Here is an 18,727-nt window from a genome sequence, read left to right as displayed (position 1 = left end):
AAGGACGCACTGCACGTCCGACAACCACGCCCATCCCCGACACGCACGCGGCGGATCGGCGGGGCGCCGTCTACGGCAGCCCTTCGAGGCTCCACTGCGCGTTCAGGTTCTTGGGATCGCCCTTGCGGGTCAGATAGGGCTCGTCGCCGGACAGCCAGATATACTGGTTCCAATAGGTGTTGCGGATCGACCGCCCCTGGCCGGCGGGCTTGAGGTCGTAGCTGGCCGGCTCGGCCGTGCCCGGCGCGTACAGCTTCACCGCGCCCGTGGCGGCCCGGTAGTCCAGGAACAGCAGCGGATCGACGGCCGAGCGGAACATCGCCCGGTTCTGCGGCCCGACCGCCACGAAGTCGAGCGGCGTCCCGGCGCGATTGTAGATCAGGGAGTCCGGGACGATCCCGTCGGGGGCGACCATGTATTTCTGGTTGGCCAGGCTCTTGATGCGAACCCGCGTTCCGGTGTCGGCGGCCTGGCTGGGAATCTTCCAGTTCGCCGGCGGGTTGCTCATGGGCGACAGGGGCCCGTTGCGCCAGCGCCAGGAATACCAGATGTGCAGCTGGGGATCGAACTGGTCCGAATAGCCCGACCACGGGATGGCGTTGTAGAGGCACTGGCGCTGGGTGGCCTCCAGTTCGCGGACGCGGGTCTGCTGGTCGGTCGTGCCGACGTCCAGGTCGGCCATGCACTGGGCCTGGGTCTTGCCCTTGCCCGTTTGCCCCGCGGCCAGGACATAGGTGGCGTCGCGGTGGGCCGGATCGTCGTACCAGGCCAGCATCTTCTTCTCGTCGAAGCTCAGCCAATGCTGGACCAGGGTGTTGGCCTCGGCCCGGGCGGCCGCCTCGCGCTGACCTGGCGGCAGGCCCATGGTGCGGATGAACGCCGCCCACAGGTCCTTGGTCGCCTCGGCCGCCACCAGGGCCACCGGCTTCATGTTGCTGGCCTTGTAGGCGCTCCAGCTCGGGTTCAGCCGGCCGTCGATCGTGCTCTTCCAGATCACGTCGCCGCTGGAATAGTCCAGGATCGCCGAGATCGCGTGGCTGTGCTGCTCGGATCCCAGCGCGCACAGATAGCTCTTCACCTGCCGGACCTTGACGAAGTTGTCGTCGGGCATGCGGACGGTGTGCTCGGAGCTGAACGAGTCCTCGAACAGGTGCGCGGCGCGCCCGAACAGGAAGTAGTTCTTGTCGACCGAGACCGACGATGAGGTGACCCCGCCGTCATAGACCGAGATCGTCGTCTTGGGGGCGGTGGCGGCGGCGACGAAATAGGCGACGAAGCGCTCCTGCGAGCGCCTGGCGGCGTTCACCCCGCCTTGGGGGCCGGCGTCGTCGTAGCGGCGCATGAAGTGGTCGTACTGGATGTCCGCCGGTTCCTGGGCCACGGCGTCCCAGCATTTCTTCGACTGGGCGACGCTGTAGCCGCCCAGGTCGACCCAGCGCTCGCCGATGATGGCGTCCAGCACGGGCTTGTAGCGGGGCGCGTATCGGGTGTCGCCGGAGGGCTGGCTCTTGATGCGCTTGGCCTCGTCCTGCGCGCCGGGCGTGGTCAGGGTGGTGTTCCAGGCTAGGCCCTTGCCCGGGCGCCAGCCGATCCGCGGGTCGTTGGGGTCTGGCGCGTCCGGGGGCGTGACCGGCGAAACGCCGAGCACCTCGATCGCCGCCATTCGGGTCAGCCACTCGTGCCCCATGGGGAAGATGCCCGTGACGCTCTGGGTGAAGGCGCCGCCCTGCCAGGCCGCGCCCAGGCCGATGAGCAGCGCGGCGGCGGCTCCGACCTTGCCGATGATCGACGCCCGCATGACCCGCCCTCCATGATCAGAATGCAGGCGCACGTTACGGCGGAGATTGCATGCTCGCAATAGGAGAATAATTCGACATCACGCGCTTAAGGCGTGATGTCGTCGGCGTCGCCGGCCGCCTTGATCCGGGCGGCCCCTACGCCGTCCAGAGGTACCGCCAGGTTTCCGAGACCACCTGGTCGCCCCGCGTCAGGCGCAGCGACAGGTCGACATCGGCCGCCTTGGAGCGAACGCCGAACGCCACGCGGGCCGCCGCGTCGTCGGGGTAGGGCGACAGGTCGCGCCAGACGATCTCGCCGCCTTCGGCCCGGAGGTCCATCGTCACCCCGTCCAGCCCCTCGGCCAGGGCCCCGCCCTGCAGGTCGACGGTGAACAGGCGCAGCCCGGCCTGGGCGTCGGCCCCGGTGCGGGTGCGGAACACCCGGGCGTCGGGGCTGGCGAACCGCTCCTGGCCCCAGTGCAGGCGATAGCGCAGGTCGACCCGCGACCCGGCCGCCCAGGGCGCCTTGGGCCGCCAGAAGACGGCGATGTTGTCGTCGGTCTCCTTGGTGGTGGCCAGTTCGGCCAGGTGCACCGCGCCCTCGCCCCAGGCGTCCAGGGGCTCGATCCACAGGCTGGGCCGCAGGTCGTAGCGGGCCTGCAGGTCGCCGAAATCCTCCAGGGCCCGCGCCCGCTGCACCAGGCCGAAACCCTTGGGGTTCTCGTCCGGAAAGTTGCTGAGGCGGTGGGCCCTGGGGTTCTCCAGCGGCCGCCAGACGTGCTCGCCCTTTCCCGTCCAGATCGCCAGGCCGTCGCTGTCGTGCACGGCGGTGCGGTAGTCCTGGACCGGGGACGGGTCGGCGACGTTGAACAGGAACATGCTGCTCATGGCGGCCACGCCGACCTTGGTCATGGCGGCGCGTGGAAAGACGCTGGCGGCGACGTCGAAGGTGACGTTCTCGCCCGGTCGGATCGTGAAGCTGTAGACGCCCGCGCAGCTGGGGCTGTCCATCAGGGCGTGGACGACCACGGCGTCGCCGCCGACCGCCTGGGCGCTGTCGGGCCGCTCCAGCCAGAAGGCGACGAAGTCGGGGAACTCCTCGTTCGGCTCGCCGGCCCCGATGGCCAGGCCGCGCGCCGACAGGCCGTAGCGCTGGCCGCGGCCCAGGCTGCGGAAATAGCTGGCGCCCTGGAACACGGCGATCTCGTCCAGCTTGCCGGCCTCGTTCAGCGGCCACAGCAGGCGGAAGCCGGAAAAGCCGCGCCAGTCCTTGGCGACGTCGGCGTGCTCGCCCGGGATCTCGAACATCGCCGGGTCGAACGCGATCGGCCGCGCCACGCCGACGACCACCTCGTGGATCGGCAACGGGCGCGGATACAGCCAGGCCGGCGGGAAGAACTCGGCCCGGAACGCCGGCTGGCGGTCCTTCCAGAGATCGGCTTCCGAGCGGAAGCGGATGCGGAAATAGTCGTCGTACGACAGGCCCGTGATGGTGGGCGGCGAGGGCGGCTTGGCGTAGGGCGCGGCGGCCAGGGTCTGGGCCTTGTCGCGCAGCCCGTCGATCGAGAACGGCTGGCTGGTGGAATCGTCGACGACGGGCGCCTGAACCGCGGGGATCTGGGCGGCGGCCAGGCGCGGCGCCATGGCCAGGACGGCCGACAACGAAAGCCGGCCGAGCGCGGCGCGGCGGTTGAGCAGGCTGGAGAACATTCGGGCCTTTTAAAGCAACGCCCCCGTTGCCGGCCATACAACGCACCTTTAGCGACAAAGGTCCGCGCATTCGCCTCGATCTCGAGATGGTTGCTGGCGCGAGGCGGCGCACCCGCCTATTCCTAACGCAGTAAGCGTCGCAACAAGCCTGGCCTTGGCACGTTTGGGCTTGGTCGAGCGGCTTGGTAAGCTTCGACGGCGGATTGCAGGGACCGACGAGACTTCATGGGCGCTCCGGCTGATTTCACCCTCAAGGAGACCGCCGGTCACAAGACCGCCGTGCTCTCGGGGGACTGGACCGCGCGCGGCATGGTCGACGCCGGGGAACGGCTGGTCCAGGCCATGGAAGGCTCCCACGCGGTCGAGCTGGACCTGCGCGACATCACCCGCTGCGACACGGCCGGGGCCTACGCCATCATCCGCGCCGCCGACGGCCGGATCAGCACGGGCAAGATCAAGGCGGGACCGCGCACCCTGCGCCTGCTGCAGCTGGTCGACGACGCCATCCAGGTCGAGCCCGAGGCCGCGCCGCCGCGGAAGGGTTTCCTGGCCCTGCTGGAGCGCATCGGCCGGGGCGTCTACGGCCTGGGCGACGACCTCTACAGCACCCTGGCCTTCCTCGGCCACCTGCTGGTCGCCATCGGCCGCTGCCTCGCCAAGCCCAGCCGCATCCGCTGGGCGCCAGTGGTGTCCCTGGCCGAGCGCGCGGGCCTGGACGCCATCCCGATCGTCGCCGTCACCACCTTCTTCATCGGCGCGGTCGTGGCCCTGCTGGGCGCCAATCTCCTGACCCAGTTCGGGGCGCAGGTGTTCGCCGTCGAGCTGATCGGCATCTCGGTGCTGCGCGAGTTCAACATCCTGATCACCGCCATCCTGCTGGCCGGCCGCTCGGCCTCCAGCTTCGCCGCCGAGCTGGGCTCGATGAAGATGAACCAGGAGATCGACGCGATGCAGGTGATGGGGGTCGACCCCTACGAGGCCCTGGTCCTGCCGCGCTTCGCCGCCCTGCTGCTGACCATCCCGCTGCTGACCTTCGTGGCCACCCTGGCGGGCCTGGCCGGAGGCATGCTGGTCACCTGGGCGGCGCTGGACCTGTCGCCGACCTTCTTCCTGCAGCGGATGCAGGACGCGGTCGGCGTGCAGCATTTCTGGATCGGCCTGTCGAAGGCCCCGGTCATGGCCATGGTCATCGCCGCCATCGGCTGCCGCCAGGGCATGGAGGTCGGCAACGACGTGGAGTCCCTGGGCCGTCGCGTCACCGCCGCCGTGGTCCACGCCATCTTCGCGATCATCGCCATCGATGCGGTCTTCGCCCTGATCTACATGGAGCTGAACCTGTGAGCCCCGCCAAGGCGCTCCCGCCCCAGGCGGCCGAGGCCGAAGGTCCGTCGACCGCCGGGGCCCCGCCGATCCGAGTCACGGGCCTGGTCTCGCGGTTCGGCGAGAACGTCATCCACGACGGCCTGGACCTGACCGCGGAGCGCGGCGAGGTGCTGGGCGTGGTCGGCGGCTCGGGCGCCGGCAAGTCGGTCCTGCTCAACACCATCATCGGCCTGAAGATCCCCGACGGCGGCTCGGTCAAGCTGTTCGGCCAGGACATGGCGGACGCCTCCCGCCGCCGCTGGAACGTCATCGAGCGCCGCTGGGGGGTGCTGTTCCAGCAGGGGGCGCTGTTCTCGAACCTGACCGTGCGCGAGAACGTGGCCGCGCCGCTGCACGAGCACACCCGCTTGCCCAAGGGCGAGATCGAGCACCTGGCCGACCTGAAGATCGCCCTGGTCGGCCTGCCCGCCCGGGCCGGCAACCTCAAGCCCGCCGAGCTGTCGGGCGGCATGCGCAAGCGCGCCGGCCTGGCCCGGGCCCTGGCCATGGACCCCGAGCTGCTGTTCCTGGACGAGCCCACCGCGGGTCTGGACCCGATCAGCGCCGCGGCCTTCGACACCCTGATCAAGGACCTGTCCGACAGCCTGGACCTGACGGTGTTCATGATCACCCACGACCTGGACACCCTCTACGAGATCACCGACCGCATCGCCGTGATCGCCGACAAGAAGGTGGTCGCCACCGGCTCCGTCGAGGAACTCGAGAAGAACGAGCACCCCTGGATCCAGGAATATTTCATGGGACCGCGCGGGCGCGCGGCCGCCGGCCAGGCGGGGCCGGCCAAGTCGACACCAAGGACGAGCTGATGGAAAGAAACGCCAACTACGCCGTGGTGGGCGCGGCCACGCTGATCCTGTTCATGGGGCTGCTGGTCTTCGCCGTCTGGCTGGCCAAGCTGAGCTTCAACCAGGAGTACGACCTGTACGACGTGCTGTTCGTCGGCCCCGTGCGCGGCCTGTCGGACGGCGGCGAGGTGCACTTCAACGGCATCAAGGTCGGCGAGGTCACCAAGATCGCCCTGGACAAGAGCGACCCCAACCGCGTCATCGCCCGGGTGCGCGTCACCTCGGACGTGCCGATCAAGACCGACAGCTTCGCCACCCTGGAGCCCCAGGGCATCACCGGCGTCAACTACGTGCAGATCACCGCCGGCGCGCCGTCCAAGCCTTTGCTGAAGAGCACGGTCGAGAGCGGCAAGGTGCCGGTGATCCGCAGCCAGCGCAGCGCCCTGTCCGACCTGCTGGAAGGCGGCGGCACGGTGCTGACCCGCACCATCGAGGCGCTGGACCGCGTCAACCGCGTGCTGTCCGACGACAACGTCAAGACCTTCAGCGCCTCGCTCAGCGACCTCCAGTCGGTCACCGCCGAGCTGCGCGAGCGCAAGGCGATCATCGCCGACGCCCAGAAGGCCCTGCAGAGCATCGAGCTCACCTCGACCCGGATCGGCGAGCTGTCGGACTCGGTCAACGGCCTGGCCAACGGCGACGCCAAGCGCACCCTGAAGAACCTGGGCGACGCCGCCGACGAGCTGAAGGCCACCGCCAAGGACGTGCGCGGCATGGTCGGCAAGCTGGAAGGCCCGACCAGCGACTTCGCCACCACCGGCCTGCCGCAACTGTCGTCGGCCGTCGTCACCCTGCAGTCGGCCGCCGAGTCCCTGGACCGGCTGGTCAGCGAAGTCGAACAGAACCCACGCGTCCTGGTCGCCAAGGCGCCGGCCAAGGAACTGGAGGTCAAGCCGTGAGCCGCACCCTGCGCACCACCCTGCGGTCGCTGACGGTGGCCGTCGCCGCCGTCGCCCTGACCGGCTGCATCAGCCTGTTCCCGAAGACCAAGCCGGCCGGCCTCTACCGCTTCGGCCACGCCGCGGTCGAAAGTTCGCGGCCGGTGACCGAGAAGGGCTTCGGGGTCTACAAGACCCCGACCGTCTTCACCCGGGCGGCCATGAGCGACCGGCTGCTGTCGGTGACCAACGGCGAGGCCGCCTACATCTCGGACGCCCGCTGGGTCTCGCCCGCCATCGTGCTGTTCGACGAGGCCGTGGCCCGGGCCTTCGAGGCGGACGGCAGCCGGGCCCGGCTGGTCACCCGCGGCGAGGCGCTCAAGGCCGCCATGGCCCTGCGCCTGGAGGTCCGCTCGTTCGAGACCGACTATGTCGACGGCCCCAAGGCCCCGCCGGAGGTGCTGGTCGAGATCCGCGCCGTCATGACCCGCAGCAACGACCGCGCCCTGCTGGGCGACAAGGTGTTCGTCGCCCGGGTCAAGGCCGCCGACAACCGCCTGTCGGCCATCGTCCCGGCCTATGACCAGGCCGTCGGCCAGGCGCTGTCGGAGATTGTCGACTGGGTCGGCGAGGCGGGCGCGAAGCTCCCGGCGACCTAGGCGCCGCGGTTATTCCTCCGGCCCCTCCCGGCCCGGCTCGGCCATGATCCTGATCGTCGGCTCCGCCGCCGGGCCGCGGCGGAAGCGGACCAGGATCTCGACGCTGTCCGGCCGCCTGGCCAGGGCGTCGCGGACCATGGCCAGCAGGGTGTCGGGCGAGACGTGCAGGTCCACGACCTGGGCCGTTTCCTCGTAGACCAGATGCGAATGCGGCTCGGGCACGGTGTCGAACACCAGCTCCGTGGTCGTGGTGGGCAGCCGGCCGATCAGTCCGTGGTCGGCGAGACTTTCCAGCTGGCGGCCCAGCTCGGCCAGGGTCACCGCGACGCCCGCCTGGGCGACCATGTCGGCCACCTCCGCCACGGTCAGGTGAACCTCCGGCGAGGCCCGCAACAGGGCCAGCAGGCGCGGCAAAGCGCCGTGGCCGGGCAGGCCGGCTCGGCGCAGCTCCTCGCGCAATACGGCTTCCACCGTATGGGGCATTCCAGCGTCCTCCCGAGAGGCCATGGATGACCGCGATCATGCGTCGCCGCGATCTCGCCCAGGCCTCGAAGACTGGCCGCGCCGGGTCGCCGTCGCGTCCAGAAGGCCGTTCCGGGAGGGCGTCGACGGACGCCTCCTCATCCTGGCCGGGCTTATCTTTCGTTTATCGTCGCGATAAAAAGAAGCGCCAAATCTCAATGAGCGCGATAGGCTTGACCTATGAACCTTCGCGACCTCCGCTATCTGCTGGCCGTGGCCGAACATGAACATTTCGGACGCGCCGCCAAGGCCTGCGGCGTCAGCCAGCCCACCCTCTCGGTGCAGATCCGCAAGCTCGAGGACCTGATGGGCGTGACGCTGTTCGAGCGCAGCAGCAAGACCGCCGCCCCGACCGCCGCCTGCCTGCAGCTGATCGGCCACGCCCGGGCCGCGGTGACCGAGGCCGAGGCCATCCTCGCCACGGCGCGGAACCTGCGCGACCCGCTGTCGGGGCGCTTCCGGCTGGGCATCATCCCGACCCTGGCGCCCTATCTGCTGCCCCTGGTCTTCGCGCCGCTGCGCGAGGCGCTGCCCACGCTGGAGCTGGAGCCCTGGGAAGACCAGACCACGGCCCTGCTGGAGCGGCTGCGCGCCCACGAGCTGGACGCTGCCCTGTTGGCGACCGAGGAGAACGGCCCCGACCTGGTGAGCCTGCCGCTGTTCGACGAGCCGTTCCTGGCCGCCCTGCCGCCCGAGCACCCGCTGGCCGGGCGTCCGGTGATCGTCGAGACGGAGCTGGCGCGCGACATCCTGGTGCTGGCCGACGGCCACTGCCTGCGCGACCAGACGATGGAGGCCTGCGGCGGCGACGCGGCGCTGGGCGGTCCCCTGCGGGCCTCCAGCCTGCCGACCCTGCTGAACATGGTGGCGGCGGGCTATGGCACCACCCTCATCCCCGGACTGGCGGCCGGTGCGGCGCAGGACGCCGGCATCGTGCTGCGCCCGCTGTCGACCCGGGCCGGACGGACCGTCCGCATCGCCTGGCGCGCCCATTTTCCTCGCCGCGCGGCGGTGGAGGCGGTGGGCGAGGTCATCGCCGATCGTCTGCGCGGCTTCGCCGAAGGGGCGGCGGCGGGGACGGTCTAGGCGCGCGCCTTCGGCGTTGCCGCCTCCGGTCTTGCGGCCCGGGGATGATGATCAGGCGCTGCGCGTGGACCAGTTCCCGCCTCGATCCGGCGCCTCGATCGGAGCGCGCGCCTAGCCCCGCTGCAGCAGCATGGTCGGCGCGTCCTTGTAGGTGGTCCGCGCGATCTCCAGGAATCCCATTCTGTAGGCCAGCTTCAGGGAAGGGGTGTTGTCTGGGTCGATCATGCAGACCACCGGCGCGTCGCCCCATTGGTCGCGGGCCCAGGACAGGGCGCCGACGATCGCTTCGCTGGCGAAGCCCTTGCCGTGGGCCCAGCTGGCCAGGACCCAGCCCATTTCGGGGATCCCGTCGATCGAGGGCTGGAGGCCGCGATGGAAGTCGGCGAACCCGATCTCGCCGACATAGCGCCCGGTCGCCGTCTCGCGCGCCGCCCAGTAGCCGTAGCCCAGCACCGCCCACAACCCCCGGGCCCGCAGCAGGCGCTGCCAGCTCTCCTCCGGCGTCGAGGTGCGGCCGCCGATGTGGCGGGTGACCATCGGATCGCTCCACATGGCGGCGCTGTCCTCGAAGTCGGACGCCTGGGGCGGGCTCAGGGTCAGGCGGGCGGTAGCCAAGGTGGGCGGGGGCGTGAGCGGAATCATCGAGGTCCTGTGCGAGTCTGCGCGACGCAGCCTATACCGGCCCCACCCTTTCGCCAGGGCTTCCCGCCAGACCCGGAACAACCGCATGACCGCGCCGCAAGACGCCATCGCCGCCCGCCGCAAACTGACCAACCGGCTGATCGCCGGCAAGGACGCCCGCCGCCTGGCGCCGTTCTTCGCGCCGGACGTCAAGGTGATTGTCGGCGACGGTTCGCTGATCCTTGGGGCGCGAGACGTGCTGGAGGCCTTCGCCAGCCAGTTCGCCGACCCGGCCTTCGTCGCCTATGTCCGTTCGACCGAGCGCATCGACCTGGACGCCGCCGGCGAGCGGGCCGCCGAGCACGGGACCTGGGTCGGGACGACGCGCGGCGCGGCCGACACCCGCGGGACCTACCTGGCGACCTGGCGCAAGGTCACCGGCCAGTGGGTGATCGAGAACGAGCTGTTCGTGACGCTGAGCTAAGCGCTGTTTTCACCAGCCCTTCCTGTCATCCCGGACAAGGCCGGAAGGGCCGCAGATCCGGGACCGCCGGAAGCGCCGAGCTCAGGCGTCGGTCCCGGATCGGCGCGCTGCGCGCTTGTCCGGGATGACAGCCTTAATGGGATGAAGCGTGCCAAGACGGACAAGATGACGGGAAATTAATGCCGGCGCCGTTGCCCAGGCGGGCAAGGCCCTCTACCCCTTTGCGTCCAAAGATCGAGGGAAGGGGATCCCACCTTGCAAAATCGCCGTCAGATGCTGCTGTCCACCGTCGCCGTCGGCCTGGCCGCCGCGACCCCGGGCCTGGCCTTGGCTCAAGCCGCGCCGGCCTCGGGCGAGGGCGCCAAGCTCAACGCCCTGTTCGACGCCATCATGGCCAAGCAGTTGCGCCAGTCGCCCGAGACGGCCACCGGCCTGGGCCTGGACGTCGGCGAGCTGGCCTGGACCAAGTCGCAGCTGGCCGACCGCTCGTTCGCCGCCATCGCCGCGGGGATCGCCCAGACCCGGCAGCAGCTGGCCGACCTGCGCGCCATCGACCGCAAGCAGCTGACCGGCATGGACGTGGTCAACTACGACACCGTCGAGTTCACCCTGGCGGTGCAGGACGAGGGCAACGAGAAGTTCACCTACGCCGGCGGCGGTTCGGGCGCGCCCTACGTGCTCAGCCAGTTGACGGGCTCGTACCAGTCCTATCCCGACTTCCTCGACACCCAGCACTCGATCGAGACCAAGGCCGACGCCGACGCCTACCTGTCGCGCATGGAGGCCTTCGCCCGGCTGATGGACCAGGAGTCGGCGATCGCCCAGCGCGACTACGCCGACGGCGTGATCCCGCCGGACTTCGTCATCGACAAGGCCCTGGTTCAGATGAAGGCCTTCGCCGGCACGCCCACCGCCGAGGCGCCGCTGGTGCTGTCGGTGGCCCGCCGGACCAAGGACAAGAACATCCCCGGCGACTGGGCCGGCGAGGCGAGCAAGATCTACGAGAACTCGGTGCTGCCCGCCCTGAAGCGCCAGATCGCCCTGCTGGAAAGCGTCCGCCCCAAGGCCACCCACGACGCCGGCGTCTGGCGCCTGAAGAACGGCGGCGACTACTACGCCGTGTCGCTGAAGAACTACACGACCTCGACCCTGACCCCCGACGAGATCCACCAGCTGGGCCTGGACCTGGTGAAGTCGATCTCGGTCCAGGCCGACAAGTTGTTCAAGAGCATCGGCATGACCAAGGGCACGGTCGGCGAGCGGATGGCCGAGCTGGGCAAGGACATCTACGACAACACCGATCCGGCCAAGGAGCAGCTGATCCGCGACCTGAACGTCAAGGCGGCCTGGATCCAGAAGCAGCTGCCGGCCTATTTCGGCGCCCTGCCCAAGGCTTCGCTGGAGATCCGCCGCGTGCCCAAGGCCATCGAGGCCGGCGCGCCGGGCGGCTACTACAATTCGCCCTCGCTGGACGGCAAGCGCCCGGGGATCTACTGGATCAACCTGCGCGACACCAAGGAGCAGGCCAAGTACACCCTGACCACCCTGACGGTGCACGAGGGCGTCCCCGGTCACCACCTGCAGCTGTCGCTGTCGAACGAGGCGCAGGGCCTGCCGCTGCTGCGCAAGACGATCGGCAATTCGGGCTACGCCGAGGGCTGGGCGCTCTATTCCGAAGAGCTGGCCGTCGAGATGGGCATCTACAAGAACGACCCGCGCGGCCACATCGGCATGCTGCACGACGCCCTGTTCCGCGCCGTCCGCCTCGTGGTCGACAGCGGCATGCACTACAAGAAGTGGACCCGCGAGCAGGCCGTCAAGTACATGGCCGAAACCATGGGCGACGAGGAAAGCGGCACGATCACCGAGATCGAACGCTACGTCGTCTGGCCGGGCCAGGCCTGCAGCTACATGATCGGCAAGATCACCTGGCTGCGGGCCCGCGAACGGGCCCGGAAGGCCCTGGGCAAGAAATTCGACATCCGCCAGTTCCACGACGCCGGCCTGCTGGCGGGCATGACCCCGCTGACCGTGCTGGACCGGGTGATCGACGACTACATCGCCAAGACCAAGGCCGGGAAGTAGGACCGCTTCCCTCTCCCCTTGCGGGAGAGGGTGGCCCCGCGAAGCGGGGTCGGGTGAGGGGTTGAAGACCAGAGCCGCCGCGATCGGCCGAAAGGCCTGTCGCGGCGGTTGTCGTTTGGGAGACCCCTCATCCGTCAGCCTACGGCTGACACCTTCTCCCGCAAGGGGAGAAGGACAGGGAGCTATCCCCACCCCTCCGACACTCCCGCCCGGCGCGCGGCCGGCGTCACCGGACTGGTCTTCAGCGCCGGCTGGGGCTGGTCGGCCGGCTTGCCGAACAGCCAGCCCTGGGCGAAGTCGACGCCGGCCTTGCGGACCATGTCCTCGATATCGGCGGTCTCGACCATCTCGGCCACGGTGCGGATCTTCAGGTCGCGGCACAGCTCGACCAGGCGGCGCACCATGGCCCCCTCGCGGCCGTTGCCGGCCAGCTCGCGGACGTAGCGGCCGTCGATCTTGACGATGTCCAGGCTCAGCTCCTGCAGGTAGGCGAACGACGAGGCCCCGGCCCCGAAGTCGTCCAGGCAGACCAGCGAGCCCAGGGATCGCAGGGCCTGGATATGCTGGTTGGCGCGGGGCAGGTCATCTATGGCGCTGGTCTCGGTGATCTCGAAGATCAGCCGGCCCTTGGCGGCGTCGGCCTTGGCCAGCAGGCGGCCGATATGGTCGACGAAGTCCTCGTTGACGATGGTGCGGCCCGAGACGTTGATCGCCAGCTTGACCGCGCCCGAACGGTCGGCGGCCAGGCGCTTGACCGCCATCTCGGCGATCGCATGGTCCAGTTCCGCGATCAGGTCGAACTCCTCGGCCATGCGGATCAGCTGGAACGGGCTGCCGCCGTCCTCGAAGCGCACCAGGGCCTCGTGGTGATGGGCTGTTCCGGTCTTCAGGTCGACCACCGGCTGGTAGGCCAGGGTGAAGCGGCGCTGGCTGACCGCCACCCCCAGGGCGCCGGCCCGCGACAGGGTGCGCTTGACCGACCGGTTCATCGCCTCGGACAGGCTCAGCGGCGGGGTGTCCTTCAGCCCTTCGCGCAGGAAGTCGTCGAGGGCGTAGCGCAGCGCCTTCAGGCCGCGGGACGGGGCCACGCCGCCGTCGATCGGCACCACGTGGGCGCTGGCCCGGACGGCGGTCGCGCGGGTCAGGCGCTGGGCCATGTCGTCGGCGTGGTCGGCCTTGGCGCGGACCAGGGCGAAGCGGTCGGGCGACAGGCGGGTGGCCAGGCCGCCGGCGTGGGATTCGGCCCGCACGGCGCCGGCCAGCTTCAGGTCCAGGGCGTGGGCCTCGGGCTGGGACATCTGCTGGCGCAGGGAGTCCAGGTCCGAGAAGTCGACCATGGCCAACTCCAGCTCCAGGCCGGTGACGCGCGCCGCCTCGAACAGGCCGCGGGCGATGTCCTCGAAGCTTTCGCGGCTGCGCAGGCCTTCCTCGTCCACCTGGCCCGAGGGGGCGTTGGCCGGCGTGACCGAGACCGAAATCCGGCCGCGGTTGTCGGGCAGGGCGCGCAGGGTCAGGTTCACGTGGCGTGGCGGTTCGCCGGCCAGGCGCACCGTGACCGGGCCGCGCCTCTGGCCGTCGTCGATCACGTGGGCGACGGCGTCGAGCAGCGGTCGGTCGGCGGTGGCGAACAGGTCGCGCCAGGCTAGGCCCGTCAGCGTCCGCTCGTCCTGGCCCATGATCCGTTGCGCCGCGCCGAGCGCCAGGGTCACCCGGCCGTCCTCGACCTCCAGGAGAAGGTCGGCGCTGGCGAAGGCCAGGCCCAGTAGGCGGCGCGGATCGATCGACAAGACGGCAGTCCCCCCGGAAGAGCGGCAGAATGGCCGGCCGTCGTTAAGGACCGGTTTCGGCCGGGTCCGCGGCCCAGCTTCCGGGCGCGGGGAATTGTCGCATCGGTTATGGAAACACGACCGATTTTGACGTATCGGCCCCTTAGAGTAAGAACATCTTGCGAACATGGAACAAAGCATGTACGCATTAATCATTCCACAGGCGGGTGGGCGCGGCGGTCGCGAACCTCCGATCCGACTGTCGGAATCATGAAATAAGGGCGGATCTCTCCAATGAGCAATCAGGCGGCTTTGAAACTCGTGGGCAAGGAAGACGGCGACAAGCAACGCGCCCTCGAGGCGGCTCTGGCCCAGATCGACCGGGCGTTCGGCAAGGGCTCGGTGATGAAGCTGGGCGAGAAGGGCAAGGTCGAGATGGAGTCGATCTCCACCGGCTCGCTCGGCCTGGACATCGCGCTCGGCATCGGCGGCCTGCCCAAGGGGCGGGTGATCGAGATCTACGGGCCGGAAAGCTCGGGCAAGACGACCCTGGCCCTGCACGTGGTGGCCGAATGCCAGAAGGCCGGCGGCACCGCGGCCTTCGTCGACGCCGAGCACGCCCTGGATCCGGGCTACGCCTTCAAGCTGGGCGTCAATCTCGACAACCTGCTGGTCTCGCAACCCGACAACGGCGAGCAGGCCCTGGAGATCACCGACACCCTGGTGCGCTCGGGCGCGGTCGACATCGTGGTCGTCGACTCCGTGGCGGCCCTGACCCCCAAGGCCGAGATCGAGGGCGAGATGGGCGACAGCCTGCCGGGCCTGCAGGCGCGGCTGATGAGCCAGGCGCTGCGCAAGCTGACCGCCTCGATCAACAAGGCCAACACCATCGTCATCTTCATCAACCAGATCCGCCACAAGATCGGGGTGATGTACGGCAGCCCGGAAACCACCACCGGCGGCAACGCCCTGAAGTTCTACGCCTCGGTCCGCCTGGACATCCGCCGCACGGGTTCGATCAAGAACCGCGACGAGATCGTCGGCAACAACGTCCGGGTCAAGGTGGTCAAGAACAAGGTGGCCCCGCCGTTCCGCGAGGTCGAGTTCGACATCATGTACGGCGAGGGCATCTCCAAGCTGGGCGAGATCATCGATCTGGGCGTCAAGGCCGGGATCATCGACAAGGCCGGCTCGTGGTTCTCGTACAACAGCCAGCGCATCGGCCAGGGCCGCGACAATGTCCGCGAGTTCCTCAAGGCCAACAAGGATCTGGCCGCCGAGATCGAGGCGGCCGTGCGTCAGTCTTCCCGGAAGATCGAGGAAGAACTGCTGGTCGGCGGTCCCGACGACGACGCCGACGAATAGGACTTCCCCGGTCCGGGCCGTCTTCGGGCGCCTGGACCGGCCGAAGGTTTCGCGGCCGCCGCCCGCGGCGGGCGACCCCGCCTCATAGCCCGCCGCGCTTCACCGCCCGGCCGGTCGCGATCCCCGGACGCCTGGACCCCATGCCAGGCGTCCGATTTCGTTTCTCCGCCCCTATTCCTCCCCCTCAGGGGCAGGGGTATCGCATATGGAAAAACGGCCATCTCGGTGCGCAGTGGAGCCGACTCGAAAGTCAGTATTCGCGCGCGATCCGAAGCTTTCCTTGGGTCGATCCAGGTGGCGCCAAAGCCGGTCCGAACCCTGATTTGGGCCGGAATTTCCATATGCGATACCCCTGCCCTCAGGGGGAGGTGGCGCTCCGGACGCCAGTCCGGAGTGACGGAGGGGGGCGCTGAGTAGGCCGCTCCAGGCCCTCCCCCCGTGGGGGAGGCGATCGCATATGGATTTGCTCTGAAAAAATCTGTCATCCCGGACAAGCTCGGCAGAGCCGAGCGCCGATCCGGGACCGCCGCAAGCTCTGAGTTCACGCCCCGGTCCCGGATCTTCGCGCTGCGCGCTCGTCCGGGATGACAATCGTTTTGAGGCATATGCGATACCCCTCCCTCCGTGGGGGAGGCGATCGCACAGCGATCGGTGGGGGGAGTTGTAGGATCGAAGATCCACGACCCGGCGATCTTCCGACCGTTCCCCCCACCGTCGGCTTCGCCGGCGCCTCCCCACGGGGGAGAGCCTTGGAGGAACATGGGGCGGCCATCCAAGGTCTCGACCACCAACGCGATTTCCACATCGCTTGAAACCGCGCTATGCAGCGCCAACTTCCGGGTCCACCGGATTCAGTACGAACGCCCGAGACGCCGATGCCCAGCCTGAACGAGATCCGCAGCACCTTCCTGAACTATTTCGGCGCGGCCGATCACGCCATCACGCCGTCGGCGCCGCTGGTGCCGCAGAACGATCCGACCCTGCTGTTCGTCAACGCCGGCATGGTGCCGTTCAAGAACGTGTTCACGGGCGCCGAGACCCCGCCGCATCCGCGCGCGACCTCGTCCCAGAAGTGCGTCCGGGCCGGCGGCAAGCACAACGACCTGGACAATGTCGGCTACACCGCCCGCCACCACACCTTCTTCGAGATGCTGGGCAACTTCTCGTTCGGCGACTACTTCAAGGAGCAGGCGATCCACCACGCCTGGACCCTGCTGACCCGCGACTTCGCCCTGCCCAAGGACAAGCTGCTGGTCACCGTCTACCACACCGACGACGAGGCGGCGGATCTGTGGAAGAAGATCGCCGGCCTGGGCGACGACCGCATCATCCGCATCCCGACCAGCGATAATTTCTGGTCGATGGGCGACACCGGCCCCTGCGGCCCCTGCTCGGAGATCTTCTTCGACCACGGCGAGGGCATCCCCGGCGGCCCGCCCGGCAGCCCCGACGAGGACGGCGACCGCTTCATCGAGATCTGGAACCTGGTGTTCATGCAGTTCGAGCAGCTGGCTGGCGGCGAGCGCGTCTCGCTGCCCAAGCCGTCGATCGACACCGGCATGGGCCTGGAGCGGGTCGCCGCCGTCCTGCAGGGCGTGCACGACAACTACGACATCGACCTGTTCAAGGCGCTGATCGCCGCCAGCGTCGAGCTGACCGGCGTCAAGGCGCAAGGCGACCAGGCCCCGTCGCACCGCGTGATCGCCGACCATCTGCGCTCGTCCTCGTTCCTGCTGGCCGACGGCGTCACCCCCTCGAACGAAGGCCGCGGCTACGTCCTGCGCCGGATCATGCGCCGGGCCATGCGCCACGCCTATCTGCTGGGCGCCAGCGAGCCCCTGATGCACCGCCTGGCCCCGACCCTGGTCGCCGAGATGGGCCAGGCCTATCCCGAGCTGCGCCGGGCCGAGGCCTCGATCGTCGAGACCCTGCGCCAGGAGGAGGAGCGCTTCCGCGTCACCCTGGGCCGCGGCATGGGACTGCTCGACGAGGCCACCGCCAATCTGGCGGTCGGCGAGGTGCTGGACGGCGAGACCGCCTTCAAGCTCTACGACACCTACGGCTTCCCGCTGGACCTGACCCAGGACGCCGTGCGCGCCAAGGGCCTGACCGTCGACACCGACGGCTTCGACGTGGCCATGGACCGCCAGCGCCAGATGGCCCGCGCCAATTGGACCGGTTCGGGCCAGCAGGGCGCGGCCGCCGCCTGGTTCGCGATCAAGGAACGGAGCGGCCCGACCGACTTCGTCGGCTACGACACCACCGAGACCACCGGGACCGTCAAGGCCATCGTGCTGGACGGCGCCCCGGTCGAGTCCGCCGAAAAGGGCCAGACCGTCGACGTCCTGCTGGACCGCACCAGCTTCTACGCCGAGAGCGGCGGCCAGGCCGGCGACACCGGCGTGATCGAGGCCGGCGGCCTCGAAAGCCGCGTGACCGACACCCAGAAGCAGGCCGGCGACCTGCACGTCCATCGCGTCGAGCTGGCCGGGCCGCTGAAGGTCGGCGACCAGGTCGTGGCCTCGGTGGACGCGGCCAAGCGCACCACCACCCGCGCCAACCACTCGGCCGCCCACCTGGTGCACGCCGCCCTGCACCATGTGCTGGGCCCGCACGTCGCCCAGAAGGGCCAGATGGTCGACGGCGACCGCATGCGCTTCGACTTCAGCCACGGCGGCCCGCTGAGCGCCGACGAGATCGAGCGCATCGAGGCCGAGGTCAATGCGGTGATCCGCCAGAACGTCCCGGCCCAGACTAAGGAAATGGCCCCGCAGGAGGCCATCGAGGCCGGCGCCGTGGCGCTGTTCGGCGAGAAATATGGCGACAGCGTCCGGGTGCTGACCCTGGGCGAGTCCCTGACCGAGGCCGGCAAGGCCTATTCGGTCGAGCTGTGCGGCGGCACCCACGTGGCCCGCACCGGCGACATCGCCCTGTTCAAGATCGTCTCCGAACAGGGCGTGGCCGCCGGCGTGCGCCGCATCGAGGCCCTGACCGGCGAGGCGGCCCGCCGCTTCCTGCTGGACCAGGCCGGCGTGGCCAAGGCCCTGGCCGACCAGTTCAAGACCCCGGTCGCCGAGGTCCTGGCCCGCGTCGACGCCCTGGTCGCCGAGCGCAAGGCCCTGGAAAAGCAGCTGGCCGAGGCCAAGAAGCAGCTGGCCCTGGGCGGCGGCTCGGGCGGCGCGGCCGCCGGCCCCGAAGAGATCAACGGCACGGCCCTGATCGCCCGCGTCCTGGACGGTGTCGGCGGCAAGGAGCTGCGCGGCGTGGCCGAAGAGTTTAAGAAGCAGCTGTCCAGCGGCGTCGTGGCCCTGGTCGGGACCACCGACGGCAAAGCCGCCGTCACCATCGCCGTGACCGCCGACCTTGTCGGCAAGTTCAGCGCCGCGGACCTGGCCAAGGCGGCGGTGATCGCCATGGGCGGCCAGGGCGCCGGCGGCAAGGCCGACTTCGCTCAGGGCGGCGCTCCCGACGCGACCAAGGCCCAGGACGGCCTGGACGCGGTCAAGGCCGCGCTGGCGGGCTAGGTCAGGCCGGGGTTCGACATT

Annotated in this window: 14 protein-coding genes; 9 read left to right on the top strand and 5 right to left on the bottom strand. The window is 69.5% G+C overall.

The genetic code is table 11. The annotated features are described in order from the left end of the window. Positions 1 to 70 precede the first annotated feature (70 nt). Together AC07NX_RS09365 and AC07NX_RS09360 are read right to left on the bottom strand one after the other, a co-directional pair. On the bottom strand, positions 71 to 1,798 hold the full coding sequence (locus tag AC07NX_RS09365; RefSeq protein ID WP_494641171.1) for a hypothetical protein: 1,728 nt from the start codon (positions 1,796 to 1,798) through the stop codon (positions 71 to 73). Positions 1,799 to 1,934: 136 nt separating this feature from the next. After that, the gene (locus AC07NX_RS09360; RefSeq protein ID WP_494641169.1) at positions 1,935 to 3,488 is read right to left on the bottom strand and encodes a glucan biosynthesis protein G; all 1,554 of its coding nucleotides are present in this window, start codon (positions 3,486 to 3,488) and stop codon (positions 1,935 to 1,937) included. A gap of 225 nt (positions 3,489 to 3,713) precedes the next feature. Between AC07NX_RS09360 and AC07NX_RS09355 the strand changes: the two genes are divergently transcribed. Genes AC07NX_RS09355 through AC07NX_RS09340 form a run of 4 tightly spaced genes read left to right on the top strand, consistent with a single transcriptional unit; the run spans position 3,714 to position 7,253 of the window. Beyond that, entirely contained in the window at positions 3,714 to 4,829 is a 1,116-nt protein-coding gene (locus AC07NX_RS09355; protein WP_035073667.1) for an MlaE family ABC transporter permease, read from the top strand. Further along, positions 4,826 to 5,677 carry an ABC transporter ATP-binding protein gene (locus AC07NX_RS09350; protein ID WP_494641167.1) on the top strand — a complete coding sequence of 284 codons (852 nt, stop codon included), beginning with the start codon at positions 4,826 to 4,828 and terminating at the stop codon, positions 5,675 to 5,677. The genes AC07NX_RS09355 and AC07NX_RS09350 overlap by 4 nt, the downstream gene beginning before the upstream one ends. Next, positions 5,677 to 6,615 (top strand): MlaD family protein, encoded by a 939-nt coding sequence (locus AC07NX_RS09345; protein WP_494641165.1) that lies wholly within the window; start codon positions 5,677 to 5,679, stop codon positions 6,613 to 6,615. Before AC07NX_RS09350 ends, AC07NX_RS09345 begins: the two co-directional genes overlap by 1 nt. Further along, on the top strand, positions 6,612 to 7,253 hold the full coding sequence (locus AC07NX_RS09340; RefSeq protein WP_494641163.1) for an ABC-type transport auxiliary lipoprotein family protein: 642 nt from the start codon (positions 6,612 to 6,614) through the stop codon (positions 7,251 to 7,253). Before AC07NX_RS09345 ends, AC07NX_RS09340 begins: the two co-directional genes overlap by 4 nt. Positions 7,254 to 7,262: 9 nt before the next feature. On the opposite strand, the gene AC07NX_RS09335 is transcribed toward AC07NX_RS09340, so the two are convergent. Then, a complete protein-coding gene (locus tag AC07NX_RS09335; RefSeq protein WP_494641160.1) occupies positions 7,263 to 7,736 on the bottom strand; it encodes a transcriptional repressor in 474 nt (157 codons plus the stop codon). Positions 7,737 to 7,955: 219 nt separating this feature from the next. Between AC07NX_RS09335 and AC07NX_RS09330 the strand changes: the two genes are divergently transcribed. Then, positions 7,956 to 8,861 carry a LysR substrate-binding domain-containing protein gene (locus tag AC07NX_RS09330; protein ID WP_494641158.1) on the top strand — a complete coding sequence of 302 codons (906 nt, stop codon included), beginning with the start codon at positions 7,956 to 7,958 and terminating at the stop codon, positions 8,859 to 8,861. A 111-nt stretch (positions 8,862 to 8,972) separates the two neighbouring features. On the opposite strand, the gene AC07NX_RS09325 is transcribed toward AC07NX_RS09330, so the two are convergent. Further along, positions 8,973 to 9,503 (bottom strand): GNAT family N-acetyltransferase, encoded by a 531-nt coding sequence (locus AC07NX_RS09325; RefSeq protein WP_494641156.1) that lies wholly within the window; start codon positions 9,501 to 9,503, stop codon positions 8,973 to 8,975. An 85-nt stretch (positions 9,504 to 9,588) separates the two neighbouring features. On the opposite strand from AC07NX_RS09325, the gene AC07NX_RS09320 reads away from it, so the two are divergent. After that, complete coding sequence (locus tag AC07NX_RS09320) at positions 9,589 to 9,966, top strand: YybH family protein (RefSeq protein WP_494641154.1); 378 nt, start codon at positions 9,589 to 9,591, stop codon at positions 9,964 to 9,966. A gap of 255 nt (positions 9,967 to 10,221) precedes the next feature. After that, positions 10,222 to 12,051, top strand: a complete 1,830-nt coding sequence (locus tag AC07NX_RS09315) for a DUF885 domain-containing protein (protein WP_494641152.1) — start codon at positions 10,222 to 10,224, stop codon at positions 12,049 to 12,051. Positions 12,052 to 12,233: 182 nt separating this feature from the next. Here the strand turns inward: AC07NX_RS09315 and AC07NX_RS09310 are convergent, their stop codons facing one another. After that, entirely contained in the window at positions 12,234 to 13,838 is a 1,605-nt protein-coding gene (locus tag AC07NX_RS09310; RefSeq protein WP_494641150.1) for an EAL domain-containing protein, read from the bottom strand. Between the two features lie 273 nt (positions 13,839 to 14,111). Between AC07NX_RS09310 and recA the strand changes: the two genes are divergently transcribed. Both recA and alaS read left to right on the top strand, forming a co-directional pair. After that, a complete protein-coding gene (gene recA / locus AC07NX_RS09305) occupies positions 14,112 to 15,182 on the top strand; it encodes a recombinase RecA (protein WP_035073697.1) in 1,071 nt (356 codons plus the stop codon). Positions 15,183 to 16,057: 875 nt separating this feature from the next. Continuing rightward, a complete protein-coding gene (alaS, locus tag AC07NX_RS09300) occupies positions 16,058 to 18,706 on the top strand; it encodes an alanine--tRNA ligase (RefSeq protein WP_494641147.1) in 2,649 nt (882 codons plus the stop codon). The last annotated feature ends 21 nt before the right edge of the window (positions 18,707 to 18,727 follow it).

The organism is Caulobacter sp. GW821-FHT09A05 (assembly GCF_059418465.1).
The sequence above is the reverse complement of the archived record's forward strand: the minus strand, read 5'-3'. Positions and strand labels throughout refer to the sequence as shown.